This is a genomic window from Microbispora hainanensis (assembly GCF_006874475.1).
In the GTDB taxonomy this organism is placed as follows: Bacteria; Actinomycetota; Actinomycetes; order Streptosporangiales; family Streptosporangiaceae; genus Microbispora; species Microbispora hainanensis.
Genome location: NZ_VIRM01000044.1, coordinates 35,105 through 52,948 on the forward strand (window position 1 = coordinate 35,105; position 17,844 = coordinate 52,948).

The window sequence follows — 17,844 nt, forward strand, 5'->3', positions numbered from 1 at the left end:
TGGCTCCCGTCGCGGCCTCACGCCGCGGCCCCGGCGTTCTGCTCCTCGCCCGCCTCGTCCGGGACATCGGCGCGGTGGCCGGTCAGCGCGAGGAACACCTCGTCGAGGCTCGCCCGGCGCAACGACAGTTCCGCCGCGAGCACGTCGAGGTCGTCGAGGCGCCGTACGATCGCGGGGACGGCCGCGGGGTCGCGCACCGGGGCCGTGACCTGGCCCTGGGAGACCTCCGGCGTGACGTCGAGCACGTCGGCCACCACGCGCCGGACGAGATCGAGGTGGGCGGCCTCGATGGGCCGCACCTCCAGAACCTGGCCCCCGGCCGCCGCCTTCAGGCCGTCCGGGGTGCCGCTCGCGATCACCTTGCCGTGGTCGAACACCACGATGTCGTTCGCGAGCTGGTCGGCCTCCTCCAGGTATTGCGTGGTGAGCAGGACGGTCACGCCCTCGTCCTGGAGGCCGCGGACGACGCCCCACAGCTCGGTGCGGCTGCGCGGGTCGAGGCCGGTCGTCGGCTCGTCCAGGAACAGCACCTGGGGGCGGCCCACGAGGCTCGCGGCGAGGTCGAGCCGGCGCCGCATACCGCCCGAGTAGGTCTTGGCCGCCCGGCCGCCCGCCTCACCGAGCGCGAAGCGGCCGAGCAGGCGGCCGGCCCGGCGCCGGGCCTCCGCCCTCGTGAGGCCCAGCAGGCGGCCGATCATCACGAGGTTCTCGGCCCCGGTCAGGGTCTCGTCGACGGCCGCATACTGCCCGGTCAGCCCGATGAGCGTACGCACCTGGTGCGCCTGCCGGACCACGTCGAACCCCGCCACGTGCGCCCTGCCCCCGTCCGGTCGCACGAGCGTCGCCAGGATTCGCACCACCGTGGTCTTCCCCGCCCCGTTCGGGCCCAGGACGCCCAGGAGACGGCCCTGCGGCACCTCCAGGTCCACCCCGTCGAGCGCCCTCGTCTCGCCGTACCGTTTCGCCAGTCCTTCGGCCTGGATGGCATATCCCATGGCGTCTCCTCCGCTCGTATGCGCCTCGACTGCGTCTCCACTGTGCGGAGCGGCGCTGACACCTCGCTGAGGGCGGCCGTCAGCCGCTGACATATCGCTGACAGCGGCCGGCGGGGCCTACACGATCGACGCGGGGGAGGGGCGGGTGAGGGGCGCGCGTCACGCGGGTACGGGCTGCGCCGTTCCTCGCTTCGTGGCTCCGGCAGGGAAGAGGGCGGCCGGGCGAGACGCGTGGTCCGCGGTGGTGCGGTGAGCACGCGTCCACGGGGGGACGGGCACGGGACGGAAAAGGAACACCTGGTCGCGCCGCCCGGTGCACGACTCCTGGGCGAGCTCGGCGCCGGGGACCACGTCGGGCTCGCCGTACAGCGCTCCGAGGCACAGCTTGCTGTGCAGGGGGCGCAGGGCGAACCCCGCCCCGGCGGGCTGCAGCAGGAAGCGCTGGTGCGGGGCCCCGGTGCAGTTCTCGGGGGCGAGCAGCACGCCCGGGTCGCGCAGCGCCTCGTCGACCGTGAGGCAGCCGACGCCCTCCTTGGGATGGTGCCACTGGATCTCGTAGGCGCCGCCGCCGACCGCCCGCAGGTAGGTGTCGGGGACGAGATCCCGGCAGGGACGCTGCACGGCCAGCGGCCGGTCGGTCCGCCCGTTGCGCTCGCGTCCCTCCCCGACACACAGGTCATGGTCGGCGACGTGCGACGGAACGACGTGATACCACCCGTCGCGCGGGGGGCGCTTGCTTCCGGCCGTCGGGACGGGCAGGGAAGCGGCGGGCGGGGTGCGGTCGTCTCCGGGCGTGGCGGCGGGAGCGGCCGAGGGGCGCTCGCCGCCGGCCCAGGAGATGCGCAGTTGCGCGAGGACCGCGCCCGTGGCGAGGAGCAGGACCGCGGCGACGGCCCCCGCCACGGTGAGCCGCCGCAGCGCCCGGCTCCCCAGCCGTGCGGCGGCTGCGCCCGGTCCGGCCGGATCCGCCGGGCCGGCCTGGCCTGCGGGGTCGGCCTGGGCCCTGGGACTGGCCTCGCCTGCGGGGCCGGGCTGCGCCAGAGGGTCGGCCTGGGCTGTGGAATCGGCCTGGCGCGTGGGCTCGGCCTGCGCTGGGGGGCTGGTCTGGCCGGTGGAATCGGCTGGGGCCGTCGAATCGGCCTGGCGCGTGGAGCCGGCCTGTGCCGCGTGGCCCGTCCCTATGGGATCGGCCTGGGTCGTGGAATCGGCCTGGCCTGCGTTGGCCTTGGTGGTGGGACTGGCCTTGGTGGTGGGATCGGTCTGGTCGCGCCCGCCGAGACCGCCGGGCCCGGAGCGGTCGGTCTCGTTGGGCCGGACATCAGGGCGGAGCTGCTCCGGCGGTCCGGGCGGGCGATCCAGGTCCGCGGCCGAGTCGTGCGGATCCGCCGGAGGCACCATGCCTGCGGCCAGCCGTTTCCTGTGCGCCACCCAGCGCGCCGTCTCGGCCTCACCGAGCCCGCAGGCCCGTACGAAGGCCGCCACGAACTCCTCCCTCGGGAGGGTCGTGCGCCCAAGGGCCCCCGCGATCGTGCTGCTGGGGAGCACGTCTCCCGACGCCTTCGCGGCGGCCGTGAGCTGACGATAGGTCAGGCCGGACCACTGGCGGAGACGGCCCAGGGCGGCGACGAATTCGGCGGCGGTGGCGAGACCGTCCGGCTGGGGAGGCGCGCTGAACGGCCCTGACACGACGATCCTCCCAAGCCACGCTTCGGCGTCGATCCGGGCGAAACACTAACAAAGATCGATGACGCGAGGCATCCCCCCGGGTAAGCGGATCGCGTCGCCCGGAGGGACTGGAAGTGGTGCTCTGTCGTTGTCCCTGGTCACAAATGGTCACACATGCTCACGTACGGCCGGCATAGTGGCGCTCTCCGGCCGCCACAGGTCGATCGGCGAGTCGAACCTCGCTCCTCGGACGACGATCGACGCGTCGGCCGGCGTCATGGACGCGCGGTCGAACAGCTCAGCCGTCTCGTTCTGTCGCAGTCCCTCCTGACTGGCGACCGTCTAAATCATGGTGAAAGGCTGCTCCATCGGCCGGTAGGTGCGCGGGCGCCTGCGGCGGTGGCCCCGTGACCGCCGCGTGCGCCGTCTGGGGAAGCGCGACCAGCGGGCCGGCGGTCACGGCGGCGGTCGCCGGATCACGCGTACGCGTGTCCACCGTGATCGTCGACGCAAGGAGAACCTCCGTGGGGGAAGGCCCCGAGCCCCGGCCGTACGCCGGGAAAGGGGTGCATTACGGAAGATCCTCGATGGACGGGACGCAGGACAAGATCCATGATCGTGCGGAACTGTTCCGGACGCCCCATGCGGCCCGTCTCGCGTGGGATCCCGGGCAGGGCGTGTGCGGTCACGCCGCAGATCGAGCCTCCCCGGTACGCGTCCTTGGGCGACGAGGACGCAGTGGGAGGAACATCCGGACGGAACGTGCGTCTGCCCAGGACCGCGAGCGGGCCGGGCAGACGGCGGAAGGCCGGCCGGCGAGTTCGCGGACCCGCCGGCCGGCCTTCATACCTGGAGTCGTGCCAACGCCGGTTCGGCTATGCCCGCACCGATGCCGTGGGCGGCTCAGCCCCGGCGTCAGGAAGCCGCCGTGCCCCGCGCGGTCAGTCCTGCTTGCGCGCGCCGAACATGATCTCGTCCCACGTCGGCACCGACGCCCGGCGTCCACGCGACTTGCGGGGCCGCGGGGGAGCCGGCTTCGGGACGGGCGGCGCGGGCGTCTCGGGCTTGGCGTCCTTCTGAGCCTCCTTCTGCGCCTCCTTCTGCGCCTCCTTCGCCCCGTCCTTGGACCCGTCGCCCGTGCGCTGCGCCTTCCGTGCGTCCCCCGACCGGGGCGTCGGCGCGGCAGCGGGAGCCTGCGCAGCGGGCTGTGCTGCGGGTCCCTGCGGCGCGGGCTGTGGTGCGGGCGCCTGAGCTGCGGGTGCGGCCTCGGCCGCGGGCCGCGCAGGCGGCGCGGCCTGCGCAGCCGGAGCCTCTGGCACGGCCTTTGCTGCCGCCGGGGCCGCGGGCGCGGTGGCGTCCGCCGCAGGAGCGGCAGGAGTCGCCGGAGCGGCAGGCGCCGGGGTGGGCTTCGGCGTGGGCACAGTTGTGGGCACAGTAGTGGGCGCCGCGGTGCTCTCCGCAGCGCCCTCCGCGGGCACGCTCACCGCTGTTGCTTCGGCCGCGCCCTCCGCGGGCGTGCTCGGCGCGGGCACGCTCACCGTTGTTGCTTCGGGCGCGGGGCTCGCAGCGGCGTCCTTCGCGGGCTCCGCCGGCGGAGCAGGTGCGGGCACGGTGACGGGAGCGGCGGCCGCCGGAGACGATTCGTCCGTGGCACCGCCCTCGGCCGGGTGGGCAGTCGTGTCCGCAGTCGTGTTCGTGTGGGCAGTCGTGTTCGTGTCCGTAGCCGCGGCCGTGACCGGCGCCGCGTCGGCGACCGGCTGCGACGCGGGCGCGCCGGCCGGTTGCTCGGTCTCGGCAGGCACAGCAGCCTCCACGGCGGCTTCCAGGGGAGTACCCGCAGGGGCCTCCACGGGGGCCTCCGCGCTCTCGCGGGCGTCGGCGTGGGCCTCGGCGTTCTGGGCGGACGCCACAGCGGCCACGTCGTCCGTGGCCGCGGCGTCTGTCGTCCCCGAACCCACAGTCGTCCCGGAACCCACAGTCGTCCCCGAACCCACAGTGGATCCGGCAGCGGTGCTCGTGGTCGTCGTCACGTCCTGGGGAGCTGTCCGCTCCACGGGCGTCACCGGAGGCGCGGCTTCCTGCATGTCCGCCGTTCCAGCGGGAGGCGTCGCGGTGGCCGGGACGGCGGCCCCGGCGGCGGCACCGGCCCCGCCGGCCACAGCGTCCTGCGCCGCAGGCGCATGCGTGGCATCCGCGGCAGCCTGCGCCGCGGCCTGCCGTCCCGCCATGTCCTGAGCGTCCGTGCGGCTCGCGCCGTCTCCGGTGGCCGGGGCGGCGTCGGCGGGCGTACGCGGAGGAGCGGCCTCGGCCGCAGACGCGGTCGGGGCCGGGCTCTCCGCCCTGATCTCGGCGGCGGGCGGCGGAACCGCGACATCGGGGCCGGCGAGGAGCGACTGCGGCAGCCGGAAGGGCACCGGGGTCAGCTCGGGCCGGTACGCCGCCGGCTCGTCCGCGTACGGCTCGGGCCGCTCGGGCCGGCCGGTCTCCGCGCGCAGCGGCGGGCTCAGGCGCGGTGGCGGCACGGGCTCGGGGAGCGCGGCGGGCTCGGAGCGTACGGCGGGCACGCTGAGACCCGGCTCGTCGCGGCGGGAAGGGGACTCCATGGGCAGCGGCGGCACCGGGGCGAGCTTGGACGCCAGGCGGGGCATGAAGGGACGCACCGTGGCGTCGTCCCGCTCGGGCTCGACGTATTCGGCGGCCGACAGGCGCATGGCCTCGTCGTCGTTGGGGGTGATGTGACGGCGGCGCGGGTCGAAGAGCCACTCGGCGTGGCGTGTGTGGCCGTTCCAGACGAAGCCGAGCCGCACGCGCCACAGGTTGTCGTCGCGCTTCGCGGAGTCCCAGTCGATCTCGTCGGCGGGCACGCCGCGCCGGGTGAGCCGCTCGGCGACCAGGTCGCCGAGAGTGGGCCCGGGGGTCGTCTCGCCCGGCATGCGGACCGAGACCCGCTGGGCCTGCTGGGCCATGTATTCGCGTTCCTGGAGAACCGGTCCCTCGAACCAGCGGACTCTCTCCACCGGAATACCGGCGGTGGCCGCGATCTCCTCCGCCGTCTCGCCGGCACGAATGCGCGCCTGGATCTCCTTGGGACGCAACGGGCTCTCCACTTCGATCTCGTACTGGCCGAGACGGGAGAAGTTGCCGCGGACCGCAGCGCGGAGCCGGTCGTCGACGGGCAGCGTGAAGCGCGTGCCTCGCCCGGCCGTCGCCAGGACGAGGTACGTTCCGTCCTCACTTACCGCGACGAGACGGAGCTCCTGCATGCGAGTCCCTTCGTCGTCGTGCTCTGTCTTCCCCCGGACCCTTGAGTCTCTCGCGTGAGCCGGTTGCCTTCCAGCACCGTACCCGGCATGTCCGAACATCGCCTCGCCAGGGGGCGAGGCAGGTGTTGTGACGCCGGTCACATTTTTCGCGTTCACCTTTCCGCAACCTGTCGGTCGTGTGGGAGCGGCAGTCCGTGGACGGCGGCCGCGCCGCCGATCCGGCCCACAAGGCGAGAGCGAGGGTCGTGTCTCCTCAGGTGGTGCGCGCCCACCGCCCGTCCGTACGGCACGGGCGCGGCGCACGGCGGCGTGACCGTGCCGTACGCCGTGCGGCCGGACCTGCGGGAGGGTCTCATTCCTGCTTGCTCCCTCGGGTTCGAGTGGCGCGCCGGGCTCTGGTGTGCCCGTGCTCCGCAATGTGCCTGCCCGAGGGCCGGCGCGGGCAACGCGACACGCGGAAGACGCCGGACCGTGGAGAGGGACTTTACGCGGGGATGGGGTCAGCCTTCCCGCGACGCGCCGAGCACCCGGTCGAGGTAATCGTTGGAGAACAGCCCGTCCGGGTCCATTTCGCGGCGCAGGGCGAGGAAATCGCCGAACCTCGGATAGACGCCACGCAGGTAGTCCGCGTCGCGGGTGTGCAGCTTGCCCCAGTGGGGCCGGCCCCCCAGCCTGACCATGATCTCCTCCACGCCCTCGAAGTACGCCGGGTCAGGCGCCTGGCGGTAGACATGGCAGGCGACGTACGCCGAGGGCCTGCCGTACGCGGTGGACAGCCAGGCGTCCGAGGGCGGCGTGACCCGCACCTCTACCGGGAAGGTGATCGGCCAGCCCGCCCTCTCCACGAGGTCCCGGGTCTCCCGCAGGGCCTGGGCGAGGTGGTGGCGCGGGATGGCGTACTCCATCTCCAGGAAGCGCACCTCGCGCACCGACGTGAAGATCTTGTAAGAGGTGTCGACGCACTCCGACGTGCCGAGCACGCGCGCGGAGATCCCGTTGATCGAGGGCACCGCGCCGGGGAAGCGGGCCCCGAGGGCGCAGGCCGCGCCGAACAGCGTGTTCTCCAGGAAGACGTTGTCGAGCCAGCGCTTGAAGGCGGCGGGCGGCCGGGCCGGGCCGGCGTCGCGGTTGTTGCGCTTGACCAGGCAGGTGTCGGTGTGGGGGAGCCAGAAGAAGTCGAGATGGTCGTCGGCCTCCGTCAGGTCGTCCAAGGTGTCGAGGATCCGGCTGAACGCCATCGGCTCGCGGCGGTTGCGCAGCAGGAACGCGGGCTCCACCCGGAACGTGACGGCGGTCAGCACGCCCAGCGCGCCGAGGCCGACCCGGGCCGCGTCGAACAGGTCGCCCTCGCGCACGGTCGTCACGGAGCCGTCGGCGAGCACCATCTCCAGCTCGACGACCTGGTCGGCGAGCCCGCCGACGTGCCTGCCGGTGCCGTGGGTCCCGGTCTGGATCGCCCCCGCGACGGTCTGGGCGGTGATGTCGCCCATGTTGGCCAGCGCCAGGCCGCGTCGGTAGAGCTCCTCGTTGAGCGCGTGGAGCGGGGTGCCCGCGGCGACCTTGACCCATCCGTCGCCCGCGTCGAGGACACCGGTCAGAGCGCCGGGCCGCAGGAGGATGCCGTCGGTGAGCGCGACCCCGGTGAACGAGTGCCCCGTGCCGGTCATGCGTACCCGCCGGCCCGTCTTCGCGGCGTCCCGCACGGCGTCGGCGACCTCGGCCACCGAGGCCGGGACGCGGACCTCCGCGGGGGTGACCGACTGGTTGCGCGCCCAGTTGACGAAGGCGTCCATGCTCCTCCTCGCCCCGGCACCGTGCCCCGGGGTGGACATGAACACTACTCATGAGACGTTCCGCTGCCTACGGGCCGCCGGTCTCAGTTCGTGTGCTGGTGACGCACCCGGACCAGCGCGGAGCCGGCCAGGCCCACGACGGCCGCGAGTAACGCGCAGGCGTAGGAGAAGCCGTACGCGTTGGACGCCCCGAACGCGTCGGTCAGCCGTCCGCCCGCCCAGGAGCCCACGGCCACGCCGAGGTTGATCGAGGTGGTGACCCACGCCATGCCCTCGTTGAGCTGGGCCGCCGGGACCATGCGCTCCACCAGCGAGAACCCGGTGATGATGGTGGGCGAGATGGACAGGCCGGCGACGAACAGCGCCAGCGCCATGACCCGCACGTCGCGCATCAGCAGCACCGGCGTGAGCCCGGCGGCGAACAGCGAGAGCCCGCGGACGAACCGGGAGCGCAGGCTGATCTTCCAGTGCCGCGAGCCGTACCACAGGCCGGAGACCGCGCTGCCGCACGCGATCGACGCGAGCAGCAGACCGGCCGCGCCCTTGCTGCCGTGCTCCTCCGCGAAGGCCACGGTGATGATGTCGACGGAGCCGAACACGGCGCCCATCGCCAGGAACACCGCCGACAGCAGGGCCACGCCCGGGATCGCGATCGGGGACCCGGCCGCCCCCCGGTGCCGTACGGCGGGCGGTTCGGTGCCGCGCATCGCGGCGAAGGCCAGCGTGCCCGACACGGTCAGCACGATCGCGGCGATCAGGCCCGCGTACGGGTTGATCGCGATCGTGAGCGCGGTCACGAAGGCAGGGCCGCCGACGAAGATCAACTCGTCGGCCACGGACTCGAACGAGAACGCGGTGTGCAGCTTGGCGGGATCGGCGAGCACGTGCGACCAGCGGGCCCGGACCAGTGAGCCGAGCGAGATCCCGGTGGCCCCCGACACCGCACCGGCGGCGTACAGCGTCCACTCGGGCGTCCCGGAGTGGGCGCACAGCATCAGGGCGGTGAGCGAGCAGGCGTGCAGCAGCACCAGCGGGACCAGCACCCGCGCCTGGCCGAACCGGTCCACCAGCCGCCCGGTGAGGGGCCCGGCCACGGCGACCGCGATCGAGAAGGTCGCCGCCACCGCGCCCGCCTTCGCGTACGAGCCGGTGATCGCGGTGATCAGCAGGATGACGCCGATGCCGAGCATCGACATGGGCGCCCGCCCGATGAACCCCGCGATGACGAAGCCCTTGACTCCGGGCGTGCCGAACAGCCCCCGATACGGCCCGACCATATTGTGTTTCCCCTTCGGCACTGTGTTCTGCACTGAGGTGCGTGGTTCTGCACTGAGGTGCGTGTGCGTCCGGGCCGGCCGTGCGACAGCGGCGGCGGCCCCGGGTGGTCCCGGGACACGCGGACGGCGTTTGTCTCCGGTTTGACCATCGCGTACCCGCTTATCATGTGGCAAGTGATTTTTCCGCACCGGGGGTGGAGGGGCTGAGGTGAGGTCGTCCACTCATTCCGCCTCTACGCGGCTCCGTCCGATCGTGACCGGCCTCGCGGTCGTGATCTTCAGCGTCATGGCCGCGGGCACCGCCTTTTTGGCCACCTGGCCGGGCGACGGCGCGCTCGCGGCCGGCGGCGGCCCGGCGGAGAAGGACCGCACGCGGGGCGACAACCCCCTTCCGGCCGCGCGGGCGACGGCGCAGAGCCTCGTGCCCGACCGCACGCTGCCGTCGAGCGCGCCCGTCGTCGGCGGGCCCGGCGTGCAGGTCACGCTGCCGCACCTGATGGCGATCTCCCCGAAGCAGGTGCCGCAGAGCACCCTGTTGAAGATCGCCAAGCTGCGGCACGTGCAGAAGGTGGCGGTCGCCGACGGCGGCCAGGTGCACGTGTCCGGCACGGCCCTGCGGCTGCTCGCCGTCGACCCGGCGACGTTCCGGTCGTGGACGCCGAAGAACGTGGCCGACCACCCGGAGGTGTGGAGCGCGCTCGCCCGGGGCGAGCTGGTCGTGGACCCGGCGACGATCAAACGTCTCGGCATGGTGCTGGGTGCGGAATACCAGATCGACCGGGGTCCCAGGCTGCGCCTGGCGGCCTCGGCCTCGCTCGGGCTGCCCGGCGTGGACGGCCTGGTCAGCCAGGACCTGGGCCGCAGGCTCGGCTTCCCCTCCGGCGTCGTGGTGCTGGTGCACGGCGACCCGGCCAAGGTGAGCGACAAGGCCGTCACGCGCCTGCTCGGCAGGGGCGCGCAGGTCGCGCGGGTCGGCGCGGCCGCCGTACGGCCGCGGGCCACGGCGACCCCCGGACGTGCCCTGGTGGGGCGGCCCACGAGCTACCTGGACCTCTACCAGCGGTCCGCCACCGTCTGCCCCGGACTCTCGTGGACCGTCCTCGCCGCGATCGGCCAGGTCGAGAGCAGCCACGGCCGCAACAACGGCCCCTCGTCGGCCGGGGCGCTCGGGCCGATGCAGTTCATGCCCGCCACCTGGAAGGCGTACGGCGTGGACGGCGACGGCGATGGTGAGGCGGACATCTGGAGCCCTTACGACGCGGTGCCGTCGGCCGCCAAATACCTGTGCGCCAACGGGGCCGGCGCGGGCGGCGAGAAGCTCAGGAAGGCCGTGTGGTTCTACAACCACTCCTGGGACTACGTGAACAAGGTCCTGTCGCTCGCCGACGCGTACGCCCGCGCGTACGCCTCCTGACGCGGGGGACACGCGGGCGGAGGGACCTGACGGACCCCGCTACTGGACGGGCCGTGCGGCGGGAGGCTGCCGGCCGTCCCGCCGTGGCGCCGCTACCGGCCGGGCCGTGCGGCGGGGCGGACGGGGGCGGGGCAGCAGGTCGCCGCGCATGGCACGGGCTCGGGCTCGGCCAGCAGCTCGGCCACCATCGAGACGAACCGCGGATGGGTGCCCGCGGTCGAGGCCCTGGTGAGGGCCATGCCGAGCTTCTCGGCCGTGGCCGCCGCCTCCACGTCGAGGTCGTAGACGACCTCCATGTGGTCGGAGACGAACCCGATGGGCACCAGGACCGCCGACGGCACGCCCTCGGCGTGCAGCGTCTCCAGGTGGTCGCAGACGTCGGGCTCCAGCCAGGGCACCTGCGGCGGACCGCTGCGGCTCTGCCACACCAGGTCCCACGCCCGCCCCTCGTCGAGCCGTGCCTCATCGACTTGGGCGGTCACCAGCTCGGCGGCCCGCCTGAGCTGGGCCTCGTACGCGCCTCCGGTGGGCCCGGCCGTGCGGGCCATGGAGACGGGGATGCTGTGCGCGGTGAACACGAGACGGGCCTGCTCACGGACGTCGGCGGGCAGCCGGTCGAGGGCCTCGCGGGTGTGGTCGGCCATCGCCGCGATGAAGCCGGGATGGTCGTAGTAATGGCGGAGCTTGACGATCTCCGGAGCGCCGGGGACGGCGGCGCGGGCACGGGCGATGTCGTCGAGATACTGCCGGCAGGACGAGTAGGAGCTGTAGGCCGCGGTGACGAAGGCCGCCGCCTTGCGGACGCCGTCGTCCTTCATCTGCCGGACCGTGTCCTCCAGGAACGGGTGCCAGTTGCGGTTGCCCCAGTAGACCGGCAGGTCCACGTCGAGCGCGGCGATGAGGTCGCGGCACTGCTGGTTGATCGGGCTGACCCCGCCGAACCCCTGGTAGTGCGCCTCGACCTCCAGCAGCCGCTCACGCGGCACGCCCCGGCCGCGCACGACGTTCTCCAGGAACGGCATGACGTCCTCGGGCTTCTCCGGCCCGCCGAAGGAGACGACGAGAAGGGCGTCGTATCCGTTGGTGCTCACCATGCGCCACACCTTACGCGGCGGGTACGACGGTTCCGTGCGCGCCTGACGGCTTGGGTGGTGCGTGCGTCAGAGAGTAGGTTCGAGCGGTGACCCAATTTCCGGACATCCGCGAATACACGGCTCTGCCGCGCGTGAACGCCCTGCGGCTGTCGCCCGACGGGACCCGGCTCGTGTCCGTGGTCCAGTCCCTCAACCCCGACGGCAAGTCGTACGGCACGGCACTGTGGGAGATCCCCCAGGACCCCGGGGGCGAGCCCCACCGGCTGACCCGGTCGGCGAAGGGAGAGGCGGGGGCCGAGTTCGCCCCAGACGGGACCCTGTTCTTCGTCTCCCGCAGGCCCGACGAGACGGTGAAGGAGAGCAGCGGCGACACGGCCGCCCTGTGGCTGCTGCCCGAGCGCGGCGAGCCGGTGCGCTTCGCCACCCGCCCCGGCGGGGTCTCCGCTGTGCGGGCGGCCGGCGGCACCGTCGTCTACGCCTCCGGGGTGCTGCCCGGCGACGCCGCCACCGAGGAGGAGCGCCGCAAGGCCCGCGACGAGGCCGGGGTCAGCGCGATCCTGCACGAGGGCTATCCGGTGCGCTACTGGGACCACGACCTCGGCCCGGCGCAGACCCGGCTCTTCGCGGGCCGTGCGGCGCGCGAGGGCCTGGAGGACGTGCGCGACCTCACGCCGGAGCCCGGCGGCGCGCTGGACGAGAACCTGTCGTTCGACGTCACTCCCGACGGGCGCACCGTGCTCACGAGCTGGCGGGTTTCGCTGGGGAACGGCGACGTGCGCTGGGACCTGGTCGCCGTCGACGCCGCGGACGGATCCCGGCGCACGCTGGCGACGTCCGCGGGGCACGACTTCATCGGGCCGGTCAGGGTCTCGCCCGACGGGCGGCATGTCGCCTGCCTGAGGGAGCACCACGGCACCGAGGAGACGCCGATCGCGATCGACCTGTGGGTGGTCGACCTGTCCACCGGCGAAGGGCACGCGGTCGCCGAGGAGATCTTCCCCGCGTCCGTCGCATGGGCGCCCTCCTCCCGGGAGCTGTTCTTCGCCGCCGACCACCAGGGCCGCCGGCCGGTCTTCCGCGCCACCCTGGACGGCGAGGTCACCAGGCTGACCTCGGACGACGGCGCGTACACCGAGCTGTGCCCGGCCCCCGACGGTTCGGTCTACGCCCTGCGCGGAGCGATCGACTCGCCGCCGCGTCCGGTGCGCGTGGCCGCCGACGGGTCGGTCACCACGCTGCCCGCGCCCACGCCGCCGCTCGACCTGCCCGGCACGCTGACCGAGGTGACCGCGACGGCCGAGGACGGCACCGAGATCCGGGGCTGGCTGGTCGTCCCCGCGGAGGCGACCGCCGAGAACCCGGCGCCGTTCCTGCTGTGGATCCACGGCGGCCCGGTGTCGAGCTGGAACGACTGGAGCTGGCGCTGGAACCCCTGGATCATGGCCCGGCACGGCTACGCCGTGCTGCTGCCCGACCCGTGCATGTCCACGGGCTACGGCCAGGACATGATCCAGCGGGGCTGGGGCGACTGGGGGCCGGTGACCCACGCCGACCTCATGGCGATCACCGACGAATGCCTCAAACTGCCGGAGATCGACGAGCAGCGGACGGCGGCGATGGGCGGCTCGTTCGGCGGCTACATGGCCAACTGGGTCGCCGGGCACACCGACAGGTTCCGGGCCGTCGTGACGCACGCGTCGCTGTGGAACCTCGACCAGTTCGCCGGCACCACCGACGGCGCCAACTTCTGGCAGCGCGAGTTCGGCGCCCTCGGGTCCGCCCGCTACGCCCGGCTGTCGCCCCACCGGTCGCTGGGCGACATCAGGACGCCGATGCTGGTGATCCACGGCGACAAGGACTACCGCGTGCCGATCGGCGAGGGCCTGCGGCTGTGGTGGGACCTCCAGCGTTCGGGGGTCGAGTCGAAGTTCCTCTACTTCCCCGACGAGAACCACTGGGTGCTCAAGCCCGGCAACGCGGTCGCCTGGTATGAGACCGTCCTGGCCTTCCTGGCGCAGCACGTCCTGGGAGAGGAGTGGACCCTGCCGCCGTCCCTGAGCTGACCGTTGAATGGCGGTACATCCTGGTTTGGGAGGATGTCACTCGTGCGGCCGGCGCTCCGCGCCGGCCGTTTCGGTGTGAGCACCTACGAGGAGGGGGCAGGTCAGGATGGACGAGCGGGAGGACCGGCATGACCGCGCGCGGGTGGAGGAGCTGCTGGAGCTGGCGACCGGCATAGCCGAGGAGGCCGGTCAGATGCTCCTCGCCAAGCGGCCCGCGCGGCCCGAGGTGCTGGCCACCAAGTCGAGCCCCACCGACGTCGTCACCGCGCTCGACCGGGCCGCCGAGGAGCTGATCCGCGCCAGGATCGCCGCGGCCAGGCCGCACGACGCCGTCCTCGGCGAGGAGGGCGGCGACACCCCCGGCGAGGGCGTCGTCCGGTGGGTCGTCGACCCCATCGACGGCACCGTCAACTTCCTGTACGGCCTGCCCGACTGGGCGGTGAGCATCGGCGTGGAGGTGGACGGCGAGATCGTCGCCGGAGTGGTGCACAACGTGCCGCGCGGCGAGGTGTTCACGGCGTCGAAGGGCGGCGGCGCCTGGCTGAGGGGCGAGCGGCTGCGCTGCAACACCGGGGTCCCGCTGGCCAAGGCCCTCGTCGCCACCGGGTTCGGCTACGCGGCCGGACGGCGCCGGGTGCAGGCCGAGGTGCTGGCGCAGGTGCTGCCCCAGATCAGGGACATCCGGCGCGGCGGCTCGTGCGCGATCGATCTCTGCTCGGTCGCCGCGGGACGGGTCGACGCCTACTACGAGCGCGGCACCAACTACTGGGACCACGCGGCGGCGGGCCTGATCGCCGCGGAGGCCGGGGCCCGCGTCGCCGGCCTGAAGGGCAAACCGGTCGGCCCGGACATGGCGCTGAGCGCGGCCCCGGGGCTGTTCGAGGAGCTGCACGACCTGCTCGTCCCCCTCGACCCCGAGCGCGACTGACGCGGCCCGCGCGTGCCGCTGCTCGGTCGCATCGCTTGATCGCTGCTGCCTGCCGCCGAGGCCGGGCTCCCGCGCGACGTCCTCGACGCCCGTGAATTCGCGTCGGGTTCGAGGAGGCTTCGCCGCGCGTTCGTCCTGGCTTCGCCCTGGGTACAGGCGAGGGGGCCCGCCTTGCGGCGGGCCCCCTCGTCAGTTTCGGTTCCGGTCAGCGCTGGATGTCGATGCCGTGATCTTCGGCGAGGCGGTGCAGGTCCTCGATCTCGGCGGTGAGGGTGTCGGCGAGGAAGTCGTCCCCGCTCGTGGTGGCCTCTTCAAGACCCTTGTAGGCCTGGTCGAGCCTGGTTTCGATCGTGGTCGTGAACTCGCCCATCTCACCTTCTTTCTCAGGGGGCGAAACGTGTCACGGGGGGCTCCGGCACGGATCCTGCGGAGAGGCGCACCCTTCCCCGGCACACGACAATGGAGGGTGTCACGGGCCTTACCCATGTCCGGAGCGACCGTAAACCTATGAATTTCTGTGCTCTACGTCACGTAGAGCGCAGGAACCGCTTACCGGCGGCTTACGCCGGCTAAGTCCACAATGAGGGGCCTCATGCCAGCTAGGAGGACTTGATGCGCGTGCTTGTGGTGGAGGACGAGCGGGTGCTCGCGGACGCGATCGCCACAGGCCTCCGCCGGGAGGCGATGGCCGTGGACGTCGCCTACGACGGCGCGGCCGCCTTGGAGAAGACCGCCTACATCGACTACGACGTGATCGTGCTCGACCGTGACCTGCCCAAGGTGCACGGCGACGAGGTGGCCCGCCGCCTGGTCGCCGAGCGGTCGGCCTCGCGGATCATCATGCTGACGGCCGCGGGCGACGTGGACGACAAGGTCGAGGGTCTGGAGCTGGGCGCCGACGACTATCTGGCCAAGCCGTTCGTGTTCATGGAGCTCGTGGCCCGGGTGCGCGCGCTCGGCCGCAGGTCCGCGCCGCCTCTGCCGCCCGTGCTCGAACGCGCCGGCATCCGGCTCGACCCCGGCAGGCGCCAGGTGACGCGGGACGGAACCGAGATCCACCTCACCAAGAAGGAGTTCGCGGTGCTGGAGGAGCTGATGCGGGCAGAGGGCGCCGTCGTCAGCCAGGAGGACCTGCTCGACAAGGCGTGGGACGAGAACATCGACCCGTTCACCAACGTGGTGAGGGTGACCATGATGACGCTGCGCAAGAAGCTGGGCGATCCACCGGTCATCGAGACCGTGCCCGGCGTCGGATACCGGCTGTGACGACCCGCGCCACCGCCACGTCCCGGGGGAGGGGGCCCTGTGAGCGAATCGCGTGACGCCTCCGAGAGGAGGACGCCCCGGATCCTTCCGTCGCCAGGGGAACCGGACGCCGCCGCGACCTCGCCGGACGCGGCCTCGCCGGACGTGACCCCTCCGGGCGCGGCGGCTCCGGCCGGCGGCCGCGGCCCGGCGGGTCCCACCCGCCGGATGTCGAGCCCGATGGGCACCGGTCCCTACCGCAGCCAGGTGCCGCCGCCGCCCAGCGGCCCGCCCGCCTGGGACGGTCCGCCGCCGCTGGTCGCCCATCCCGTGCAGCGGGGCAACCTGCTCAACGAGATCAGGTCGCTGCAGAACCGCGTCAGCATCCGCTGGCGTCTGACCCTCACGTACGCCGCGCTGGTCTTCGTCGCCGGCGCGCTGCTGGTGATGGTCATGTACGTGCTGATCGGCCAGGCGATCGACATCGGCTGGCAGAGCGTGCCGCAGATCTTCCTCCCGCGCGGGAGCGTGCCGCAGGAGTGGATCGACGAGGCCAACCACCAGTTCGCCCAGTCGCAGGCGGAGGTCACCGCCGTGGCACGGGCCGAGCTGCTGAAGCGGGCGCTGCTGGCCCTGCTGGGCGTGGGGATCCTGGCGCTGATGCTGGGATATCTCGTGGCCGATCGGGCGTTGCGGCCGGTGATGAAGATGACGGCGACCGCGCGGAAGCTGTCGGAGACCTCGCTCGCCCACGAGCGCATCGCCCTCCAGGGCCCGGACGACGAGCTGAAGGAGCTGGCCGACACCTTCGACGCGATGCTCACCCGGCTCAACACCGCCTTCGACGCGCAGCGCAGGTTCGTGGACAACGCCTCGCACGAGCTGCGGACGCCGCTCGCGATCAACCGTACGGTGCTGGAGGTGGCGCTGTCCGACCCCGAGGCGTCGGACGACCTCAAGGTGCTCGGGCGCACGCTGCTCGGCACCACCGCGCGCAACGAGCGGCTGATCGAGGGCCTGCTGCTGCTCGCCCGCAGCGAGCGTGAGCTGTCGGTGCGAAAGCCCGTGGACGTCCGGGAGGTAGCCAGGACGGCGGTGGAGCAGCTGGCACCCTTCGCCGAGGAAGAGGGCGTCACGGTCGAGCACGACCTCCACCCGGCGGCCACGACGGGCGACCCCGTCCTCATAGAACGCTGCGTGTCCAACCTCGTCGAGAACGGCATCAAGCACAATCTTGGCGAGTCCGGAAAAGTATGGGTCCGGACGGGAATTGTGGACGGGGGTGCGGTTGTTCAGGTCGCGAACACGGGACCGCACGTTCCCGCGTACGAGGTGGAGAGCCTGTTCGAGCCGTTCCGGCGGCTGAATGCCGACCGGGTTCAATCCGCCAAGGGCGCGGGTCTCGGCCTGTCCATCGTGCGCGCGATCGTTCGCGCGCACGGCGGAACGGTCGCCGCCGTCCCCCGCGACGGGGGTGGTCTCGTGGTGACGGTGCGTCTCTCCGGAGCCGGGGCGTCTCCGGGGACGCCGCAGTCGGCGCGCTGATGGAGCGTGCACGCCGTACATGTGGTTGGATGTGCCGTCGAACGCGGTGGGGATACCGCCGATACTGTGGTTTTCGCCATATTTGGCTAACCGCAGTCCCAGGTGGGATGCCCCTCGCGTGTCGGAAGGTTCAGTGTTCGTTCAAGCGGGTACCGAATGCACAATTTAGCGGCCCCCGCGGGCACAACACCGGCCTTCCGAGCGTTATCCACGCGCGACACAGGCGCAGGCAGATAGATGAGGGGGATGGAGTAGCAGATGGCTACCGACTACGACAGCCCGCGTAAGACCGACGACGATCTGAACGAGGACAGCCTCCAGGAACTCCAGGCGCGTAGGAGCGACAAGTCGTCGGGCAGCATTGACATCGACGAGACCGATCTGGCCGAGTCGTTGGAGCTGCCGGGGGCGGATCTGTCGAACGAGGAGCTTTCGCTGCGGGTGATTCCTCGGCAGGCCGACGAATTCACCTGCTCGCGGTGCTTCCTGGTGCATCACCGCAGCCAGCTGGCCTCAGAGAAGAACGGCCAGCAGGTCTGCCGCGAGTGCGCCGCCTAGGAGA

Annotated in this window: 12 protein-coding genes and 1 pseudogene; 6 read left to right on the forward strand and 7 right to left on the reverse strand. The window is 72.6% G+C overall.

What is annotated here, in order from left to right; translation table 11 throughout:
• Positions 1-17: 17 nt before the first annotated feature.
• The 5 genes and pseudogenes from FLX08_RS28765 to FLX08_RS28785 all read right to left on the reverse strand — a co-directional run bounded on the left by FLX08_RS28765 (position 18) and on the right by FLX08_RS28785 (position 8,993).
• The gene (locus FLX08_RS28765) at positions 18-995 is read right to left on the reverse strand and encodes an ATP-binding cassette domain-containing protein (protein ID WP_142623327.1); all 978 of its coding nucleotides are present in this window, start codon (positions 993-995) and stop codon (positions 18-20) included.
• 159 nt (positions 996-1,154) lie between these two features.
• Complete coding sequence (locus FLX08_RS28770) at positions 1,155-2,681, reverse strand: helix-turn-helix domain-containing protein (protein ID WP_142623329.1); 1,527 nt, start codon at positions 2,679-2,681, stop codon at positions 1,155-1,157.
• A gap of 2,534 nt (positions 2,682-5,215) precedes the next feature.
• Positions 5,216-5,923: pseudogene (gene sepH, locus FLX08_RS43495) on the reverse strand (septation protein SepH); the annotation flags it as partial.
• A gap of 500 nt (positions 5,924-6,423) precedes the next feature.
• Positions 6,424-7,716 (reverse strand): D-arabinono-1,4-lactone oxidase, encoded by a 1,293-nt coding sequence (locus tag FLX08_RS28780; protein WP_142623331.1) that lies wholly within the window; start codon positions 7,714-7,716, stop codon positions 6,424-6,426.
• Between the two features lie 83 nt (positions 7,717-7,799).
• A complete protein-coding gene (locus FLX08_RS28785; RefSeq protein WP_142623333.1) occupies positions 7,800-8,993 on the reverse strand; it encodes an MFS transporter in 1,194 nt (397 codons plus the stop codon).
• Positions 8,994-9,246: 253 nt separating this feature from the next.
• On the opposite strand from FLX08_RS28785, the gene FLX08_RS28790 reads away from it, so the two are divergent.
• Positions 9,247-10,407: a lytic transglycosylase domain-containing protein gene (locus FLX08_RS28790; RefSeq protein WP_244312964.1), complete on the forward strand. Its 1,161-nt coding sequence runs from the start codon at positions 9,247-9,249 to the stop codon at positions 10,405-10,407.
• Between the two features lie 92 nt (positions 10,408-10,499).
• Here the strand turns inward: FLX08_RS28790 and FLX08_RS28795 are convergent, their stop codons facing one another.
• Positions 10,500-11,501, reverse strand: coding sequence for a ferrochelatase (locus FLX08_RS28795; RefSeq protein ID WP_142623336.1), 1,002 nt, complete (start codon positions 11,499-11,501; stop codon positions 10,500-10,502).
• 86 nt (positions 11,502-11,587) lie between these two features.
• Here FLX08_RS28795 and FLX08_RS28800 point away from each other — a divergent pair, with 86 nt between their 5' ends.
• Both FLX08_RS28800 and FLX08_RS28805 read left to right on the forward strand, forming a co-directional pair.
• Positions 11,588-13,564: a S9 family peptidase gene (locus FLX08_RS28800; protein ID WP_142623338.1), complete on the forward strand. Its 1,977-nt coding sequence runs from the start codon at positions 11,588-11,590 to the stop codon at positions 13,562-13,564.
• A gap of 106 nt (positions 13,565-13,670) precedes the next feature.
• Positions 13,671-14,492, forward strand: coding sequence for an inositol monophosphatase family protein (locus FLX08_RS28805; RefSeq protein ID WP_142623340.1), 822 nt, complete (start codon positions 13,671-13,673; stop codon positions 14,490-14,492).
• 205 nt (positions 14,493-14,697) lie between these two features.
• Here the strand turns inward: FLX08_RS28805 and FLX08_RS40885 are convergent, their stop codons facing one another.
• Complete coding sequence (locus FLX08_RS40885; protein ID WP_167530612.1) at positions 14,698-14,862, reverse strand: hypothetical protein; 165 nt, start codon at positions 14,860-14,862, stop codon at positions 14,698-14,700.
• Positions 14,863-15,104: 242 nt separating this feature from the next.
• Between FLX08_RS40885 and FLX08_RS28810 the strand changes: the two genes are divergently transcribed.
• From FLX08_RS28810 to FLX08_RS28820, 3 genes are all read left to right on the forward strand, one after another.
• On the forward strand, positions 15,105-15,758 hold the full coding sequence (locus FLX08_RS28810; protein ID WP_142623342.1) for a response regulator transcription factor: 654 nt from the start codon (positions 15,105-15,107) through the stop codon (positions 15,756-15,758).
• Positions 15,759-15,797: 39 nt separating this feature from the next.
• A complete protein-coding gene (locus FLX08_RS28815) occupies positions 15,798-17,282 on the forward strand; it encodes a sensor histidine kinase (RefSeq protein WP_244312966.1) in 1,485 nt (494 codons plus the stop codon).
• A 258-nt stretch (positions 17,283-17,540) separates the two neighbouring features.
• Positions 17,541-17,840 carry a DUF4193 domain-containing protein gene (locus tag FLX08_RS28820; protein ID WP_030505490.1) on the forward strand — a complete coding sequence of 100 codons (300 nt, stop codon included), beginning with the start codon at positions 17,541-17,543 and terminating at the stop codon, positions 17,838-17,840.
• Positions 17,841-17,844: the final 4 nt, after the last annotated feature.